General features: G+C 59.5%; 3 protein-coding genes. 1 reads left to right on the top strand and 2 read right to left on the bottom strand.

Annotated elements, in window-relative coordinates; all coding sequences use genetic code 11:
- Positions 1–135: 135 nt before the first annotated feature.
- Positions 136–924, top strand: a complete 789-nt coding sequence (locus tag HHX37_RS31105; RefSeq protein ID WP_182887711.1) for a transcriptional regulator — start codon at positions 136–138, stop codon at positions 922–924.
- Between the two features lie 1870 nt (positions 925–2794).
- Here HHX37_RS31105 and HHX37_RS31100 read toward each other — a convergent pair.
- Complete coding sequence (locus tag HHX37_RS31100; RefSeq protein WP_182887710.1) at positions 2795–4969, bottom strand: tetratricopeptide repeat protein; 2175 nt, start codon at positions 4967–4969, stop codon at positions 2795–2797.
- A 784-nt stretch (positions 4970–5753) separates the two neighbouring features.
- Complete coding sequence (locus HHX37_RS31095) at positions 5754–6623, bottom strand: GntR family transcriptional regulator (RefSeq protein ID WP_182887709.1); 870 nt, start codon at positions 6621–6623, stop codon at positions 5754–5756.
- Between the last annotated feature and the right edge of the window lie 102 nt (positions 6624–6725).

Genomic DNA, 6725 nt, shown 5'->3' with positions numbered 1-6725 from the left:
CGCCCTCTGCCCGATGCAGACGGCGTATCTCCGCCCAGTCCTCCACCTTCAGCACCCTCCAAGGTCTCGGAGGGGGTCAGTTTTCGGAGTACCTCAGGGGGTCAGTTTTCAGGATCCGCCGACACCATGTTACCGGTGATACTTCGGGACGCCGATGCGCTGGTAGAGGCGGACCTGTCAGCGCGCCACGTACGAGGCAGGCTGCTGCACCTTGTCGGCTGGTTGATGACCCAGACCCGCCAGTTCGACGAGGCCGAGTTCGCGCTGTCACGGGCCATGGACGACATGAACGATCCCCTGGACGCGGCCGCGACGGTCAGTACCCATTGCTGGCTTCTCCTACGCCAGGGGCGACTCAACGGAGCTCGCCAGATGGCGACACAGTGGGCCGACGACGTGGAGCCTAGAATTTCTCGTGCGACGCCACACCAGTTGTCCGCCTGGGGCTGGCTACTACTTCGCTCCTCAGCAGCCGCCATCCGCGATAACCGGCCTGGCGAGGCGGACGACACGATCCGTCTTGCCCGAACCGCGGCCGTCGCAATGGGACGCGACCTGACGCCGGATGAGGACTTCTTGCGCACTTTCGGCCCGATCACCGTCGCCATGAAGCGCGTGGAGAACGCCATGATCGAGGATCGGCCGGACAAGGTCCTCCAGCTCTCGCAGACGATCCCGGTTACGGGCCTGCGCCCCACCTCCAACAACCGGAACCGCCACCTCCTCGACGTGGCCGAGGCACACCGCCGGATGCACCGGCACAGCGAGGCCTTCGACATCTTGCAAGGTGTTCGACGTGACGCCCCGGAGTGGATGACCAACCAGCGATACGCCCGAGACATCCTCAAGGGAATTATCGGCAGGCGACGCACGCTTACCAGCGAAATGCGCGATCTCGCAGACTTTGTGCGGCTCGATTACTGAGTTTTGACACCGCTCGTGTCACTTCCATCTGCAGAAATCAGAAAGTGACACAAAATCGCACTTCTGGGCCTGTTGCTCCGGCTCATAGCGTTGCAGCATGCATCCGGCCATGACGGGATACCATCCCATTGACGCAAAAAGGAAAACGCCCACAACGCCATCGCTAGCCGCTGAGCGATTGAGCGATGAATTGGCGGCTCTCGGCATACGGACTGATGTTCACGAGGGATATGGGCTCGCCCTGGTGTCTGTGTGGGTCGAGCTAGTCGTCTGGACGGATGGCCGGTGCTACCGCTGGTGGTCCGGGCGTAAATCCCCTCGGACTCAGCGATGGGTCTATGCGTTCGGTCCAGTCGAGGACTCAGTTACCACCGCTCGCCGAATCGCCGTCCGATACAAGGATCTCCGCCAGCACCATCCGCTGTCCGCCATTTCAACAGGCACTTCATGAGCATCTCCAACGAGTGCCTGAGTCCGCACGTCGCCATGCGTCAACGAGAGCACATGAAGTTGATTTGGCACGCCCCGTTTTGCGGTGTTAGCCACGTCCGCGTCCTGGCCTGGACCTGCGAATGCCGGGCGACCATATACGAGCTGTGCCAGGCCGGCGGCCAAGCCTTCATCCGTAGCACTCTTCAGTCCGAGCCCGAACATGAGATTAAGGAGACCTACCGCTGGCCGCTTCGCGAAGCGCGTGACGTGTGGGCTGCCCTGCTCTCCGGCGAGGCGCGGTAGGCCCAGTTTCGGACGTGCGTAGGTGTGCGGGGAAGCGAACCCAGACCTTCTGTTTACTAGGGAAATCTGGCCCAGTCTTCTCGTGTCTGCTCGACAGCAGCGCCACCCCCAGCGATCTCCGCCACAGTCATCCGGTGGCAAGACCCGACGGAGGAGGGCCTTGCCCGCGATCGCCCCAACCCCGCTCGACGGGAGCCGAAGTGAGCGATCGTTACGGCCGCAAGCAGGACACTTCTCTGCGAGTATCCACGTAATTGTTCCCGAAGATCCTGCGTGCTGTATGAAGGAGATCACGCATCTGACCTTCTTCATGCATGGGGGCCGACATGGATGGCGGAATCGTAGCGATCCTTACTGGACTCGTCGGAGTAGCGGGCACACTCGGAGGCGCACTTGTCGGCAGACGAGGTGCGGTCACAGCGGCTACGGTGACGAGCGACTCCAATCATGAGTTGGCGCGCCAGGCAGCTCGCCGCCAGGCCTACGCGGCGCTCGGCACAGCCGCGTTTCGGTTCGGTCGCAAGGTCGCTGACATCCAACAGGTCATGGACAAACGCTGGGTCGGATCGCGTCCTACTCACGTACCCGTGCCGGCCGAGGAGTACGCCGAGTTGGATGCCTGCCTGGACGAGGTGGCACACACCGCCATCAACGTTCAGTTACACGGACCGGTCGAGCTTGTCGATATAGCTTGGGACGTCTATGCCGCTTGTCAACGTGCTGAGAGGGCCCTCGCGAAATACGGGGTAGCCAGCCGACCTAGCCTGGGAGAGATCAGAGCGACGCTGGGGGCCGCCATGAATGAGGCGTCCCGCGCGCGTGGAATCTTCTTGAGCAACGGGCGTGCCTGCCTGGAGGGAGAGCCAGTGCCGCTTCAGGGAGAGCCGACCCTGCGAAGCGCAACCGACGGCGACGGAGCCCAAGGCTAACGTGCTCCGCTACGGAACTGCGGCGCTTACCAAAGAGCAGTCAGTACAGGTCCGTTTTAGGGTCATCAGCCACAGTTCATCCGCGGTGTCAACCCCAACAGAGAACAGGGCCGTCCGTCCCGAGCACCGGAAGCGGTGCGGCAGCGTCAACGAGCACCAGGGTGGCCAATTCGCTCGAACCTCTACCGCTCGCGACTGCAAGGAGATTATTTACGTCCATGGCAGTACTTGAACTTCTTGCCCGATCCACATACGCATGGCTTGTTTCTTGAGGGAGCGGCAGTTTCGAACGTCGCGCGAATAGGAACGCCGAGTTGTCGTGCCTTTGATAGGGTTTCGTAGTTTGAGCATTCGATCAGGGTCTGCGGATGCTCATTGCCAAGGGTTCGCCGCGCCGACTCAACCACGGCCTTTTGCTCACGCAAGGCCGCCTCAACGTGCCCGAGTACCGCCAACGAATAAGCAAGCAGCCCGCGATTAGTCAATGTCTCTGGGTGATCCTCTCCAAGCAGGCGACTCATTGTCTCAAAGATGTCCCGAAATTCCTGACTCGCCTGACGGATATTCTTCCTTGCAAGAAGCAGTCGCGCCAGGTGACTTTTGATAATGAGGGTGTCCATATGCTCTGACCCAAGAGCCTCAATACAGTCCCCAGCTAAGCCTTTTGCATGCACTTCCGCTTCCGAAAGCTGATCATTACCGATCAAGACACTAACTAAACTCCCTCTAGCAACCAATGTGTCGTGATGTTTCGGACCAAGGACCGCCGTCCGACGCTGTAGAACTGATTTGAATTTGGCAATTGAAGCCTCAATCTGCCCAGCAGTTTGGAGGACGATTCCATAATTCATCTGATTGGTAAGCGCTTCGGGATGATCCGTGTGACGTAGACGTTCGAATCCGCGAGCAGTTTCTTTGTGATGAGATATGGCTTCATCAAACCGCCCGAGGTCCCCAAGGATGCGCGCAAGCCCTCCTCGGCTTATCAGTGTGTCTGGGTGGTCCTCACCGAGGGCGGCTCGCCTGATCTCATAGAGAGCCCGATGGTGGGCCTCCGCCTCCGGCAATCGCCCCTGTTCGCCCACGGCTCTCGCTAGGTTGCTATACACGTGCCAAGTAAGCGGATGCGAGTCTCCAAGCTTCTCCTGAAGAGATCGGAGTAGAACGGACAGTCCCGCTTCTGCTTCAGCTAGCCTTCCTGATTCGCGAATTACCTCAAGCCAATTACCACGGCATATGAGCGTATCTATATGGTCGCCGCCTAAGAGATCATAAAAACTCTCGTGAACAAGTTCCAGCTCCCTCTCAGCTTCGCCGAGCCGACCAGCCTCATAATAAGTAAGCGCTAGACCGGATCTCATCACAAGGCTATCCCTCGTCTCTTCTCCGGCAAGTAGCTTACGAATCCCCGCCAATGCTGTTTTGAACGCCTCCTCAGCTTCATCGAGACGGCCGGAGTGTCTAAGCATGTTACCTAGATTATTCATGCAAATTAATGTACTCAGATCACCTTCTCCAAGGTCAGCTAGATGCAGCGAAACCGCTACTTGTAGAGCTGCTACTGCGAGTTGGTAATCACCCAAGGCGTACGCTACTTCGCCTAGATTTTCCGCATCATCTCTCGAAGCATATGGCAACGCGGCATTGATCAGCGAGCAATTGAGCTCTGCTCTGGGCCCACTTGTACGCTGCTTCACATCCACGAGGTAATCAAAGACGTCTACATGCTCATCGCCTTCCATAAGCGAGAGAAGGGCAGTTGTGGCACGCCTAGGGCGAGTAGCCCAAGCCCAGGCTTGCTCCAGGGGTTCAGGCTGAAGCCTGCGCCCACCTCGCTCGTCCAAATACTGCAGGTGCAGATTTTCGAGTAGCGTGCGAGGAATTGGACTGAGAAAACCAATTCTGCGACAGTTGATAGCGGCGGCTACGAGAGCGGCACCGCGGGGATTTGCACCGATATCCCAGGCGTTCTCATAGTCGCGCTGAAGCTCAGGTCCAGATGCCAGGTATTCGGCAATACCATACTCGTGCGCGTGCAGTAGCGCATCCGAAATCCGAGCATCCTTCTCGTAGGTGCGAGCTCGCGCTATTTCCCCTTCCGAGAACATCCGAGTGAGCCTGATCTGTTCTGCTTGCTCAAGAGCCTCACGGATTTCGCGCACTGCCAGGTCTGTTGCGTTTTCAGGGGTGGACCTACTCGTCAATTCTGCTTGAACTGCACTGCGCATAGTCGCCAGAATCACTCGCCTATGTCCGTCGCCACTGATAATACGGGTGATATGTTCTCTACTTAGTCCGCCTGTACCGAGGTAGTTTTCGAGATCCGACAGCCAGACTATAGAGTTCCTACTACTTGCAGCCTGTTCGATTGCTACTTTCAAGGCGGCGCGATCCCGTGGAGCGATTAGCACGTGGTCCGGGAGCTGAGCTTGAATAGCCTCAAACGCCGTTCTAGACTTTCCCGCAGTCGAATCACCCACTAGAAGGATGAAGCCTGGCCTGGCAATTTTTTCGCGTAGCACTCCGTCGATATCCCTATCAATATATGGGGGGACATTACCTAGGCGTGCTATCCGACTGGAAATAGCAATCGAGGGGTGGACCCCAAGTGCAACGGGGTTGCGTATTTGGCGTACCCTTGGAAGTTTTCCCGATGCCAGTACTAGACATCCGTCCTTAACCCCTAAGGTTAGCTCTTCCGTGCGGGCGGAAATTCGCTTATATCGCTCCTGCCATACGGCAACGAGGCCTATGGTCAGGGCGGCGATCGAAGCGGCTGCGGCGGCAATCCACGGAACGTCTACCTTTAGAGCCGTGATCACCACGGGTGTAGAGCCAAGAATCGTTAGACTCGAAAGGACTATGAGGCTTCGGTTTTGCTGCCAACGTTGCCCCATAGCATGTCGCCCTTCATACCGCGGCCGCGTCCCTCGCTCGGCTAGAAGCAATGGCTCGGCGCATCCAGCCGATTGCAGCTTAATCGATCCGATCCAACGGCACCTGTTGCGAAGCGAAAGCGCTGATGGCCGAGATGCGTGGGCGGTGCTGGCCGCGACCGGCCGGAGAGCCGCAGCGCGGCCAGCGACCGCCCGACGCCGGCAGGTCGCCGCAGGCGGGCTGCCCTTGAAACAGTAAAGAAACTCTGAGCCACCCAGACGGCAGGTTCTAGATCACGAGGTCGATGCCGTTGTCGCTGAGCTCCTGCGGGGTGAGGTCGGCGTCCGGATCGTCGGCGAGTTCGGTGTGATAGCCAATCTCGTAGCGGTTGGCAGGGGCCTTGACCTCGGTGACCTCAATGGGGCGGCCATTGGCGTGGGCCATCGTGCGCCGGATAATCAGCAACGCCTCGGCATAGTCCAGCCCCAGCAACGCGCGCTCGTCCTCGTACGCGATGCGCGCCGTCGTCAGAGTCATCCAGCGGACAGGGCCGTGCTCATTGATAAGCGACTGGTAGAAGAAGGCCGGACGCTTGCGAAACTGGTGGTACCGCTTCGGGTCGTCCCACTCGGGAAGCATGTCGGCGTTCGTGTAGGAGTTGATCTCCAGCCGAGCTGACGCGCCATGAATGCGGGCGGTGTGGCCGCGGTGCCACATGCTGCGGCGATGGATCACCGGGTGTCCGGGCCGGACGCCGAGCATGATGGCGACGTCGCGGTTCGCGCTGATCTTCTCGTCGGTGAACAGCGGCGCCTCGGGCTCGACGTCCTTCATGGCCAGGTCCCAGCCGAACTCCTGAACGTCGGGATGGTTGCCGGGAGCGGCCAGGTCCGGCCGGGTCCGGTCCGTGATGATGATGGCGCGCCGCTCGGGCATGGGACGCACGAACGAGCCTCGTCCGCGCATGACGTAGGCCAGGCCCTCGGAGACCAGGGTGTCGATGGCCTTGCGGACCGTGGGACGGGAAACCTCGTACTTCCTGACCATTTCCGGCTCGCTCGGCAGCGCACCGCCAGGCGGGTAACGGCCATCGAGGATGGCGGCGCGTAGGTCGGTGGCGATGACGCGCCAACGCGGGTCCTTCTCCTCGGTCTCCATGCGATCCCTCCCACTTGTCCCAACACAACTTGTACTACAGGTTGACGAGCACCAGCAACGCACGTCAACATGTACTACAAGTAGTCCTACGGCAGGAGGGAG

Origin of the sequence: Microbispora sp. H10885, from assembly GCF_014161415.1 — a bacterium.
Classification (GTDB): Bacteria; Actinomycetota; Actinomycetes; order Streptosporangiales; family Streptosporangiaceae; genus Microbispora; species Microbispora triticiradicis.
This window is presented reverse-complemented; position numbering and strand designations above follow the sequence as displayed.